1 pseudogene is annotated in these 377 nt (G+C 64.2%); it reads left to right on the forward strand.

Annotated elements, in window-relative coordinates:
• Nucleotides 1-377, forward strand: a pseudogene (locus CG51_RS18955) (Clp protease ClpC); the annotation flags it as partial.

Genomic DNA, 377 nt, shown 5'->3' on the forward strand with positions numbered 1-377 from the left:
GCAGCCCGCAAGCAATTCGACCGAGCAGCAGAACTGAAGAAGGAGCTGGAGCAGAAGCAGAAGGAGCTGGACGAGCTTCTGGAGATCTGGAAGCGCGATCAGGCTTCGGCGACCACCGAGGTGCGCGCCGATCACGTCGCGCAGATCGTCTCCAAGATCACCGGCGTTCCGGTCACGGACCTGACCACCGAGGAGAAGGACAAGCTCCTCAAGCTCGAGGAGAAGCTGCACGAGCGCGTCATCGGCCAGGAAGAAGCGATCCGCGCCGTGGCCGATGCGGTGCGGCTGGCGCGTGCGGGTCTGCGCGATGGTTCCGGTCCGACTGCGACCTTCCTGTTTCTCGGGCCAACCGGGGTTGGCAAGACGGAACTGGCCAA

Origin of the sequence: Haematobacter missouriensis (genome assembly GCF_000740775.1) — a bacterium.
Lineage (GTDB): Bacteria > Pseudomonadota > Alphaproteobacteria > Rhodobacterales > Rhodobacteraceae > Haematobacter > Haematobacter missouriensis.